The organism is Microvirga antarctica, assembly GCF_017921815.1.
GTDB lineage: Bacteria > Pseudomonadota > Alphaproteobacteria > Rhizobiales > Beijerinckiaceae > Microvirga > Microvirga antarctica.
The window spans coordinates 1-281 of sequence record NZ_JAGEMM010000196.1; the positions used below are offsets into that span (position 1 = coordinate 1).

General features: G+C 59.4%; 1 protein-coding gene. It reads left to right on the forward strand.

Going from position 1 to position 281, the window contains the following annotated elements; translation table 11 throughout:
• Positions 1-281: radical SAM protein (locus tag J4G32_RS21460; protein WP_210497775.1), on the forward strand; the 281-nt coding region annotated here is incomplete at both ends.

The window sequence follows — 281 nt, forward strand, 5'->3', positions numbered from 1 at the left end:
CGCGCTTTTGCCAGTCTTGGCACGGAGAAGGTGCGTCTTACCGGCGGCGAGCCTTCATTACGCCGCGATTTTACCGACATCATTGCCGCCGTGGGTGAAAATGATGCTATTCGCCAGATCGCGGTGACCACTAACGGTTATCGACTGGCGCGCGATGCCGCGAACTGGCGCGAAGCGGGGCTGACGGGCGTCAATGTTAGCGTGGATAGTCTGGATGCGCGTCAGTTCCATGCGATTACCGGTCAGGACAAATTCCGCCAGGTGATGGCGGGCATCGATGC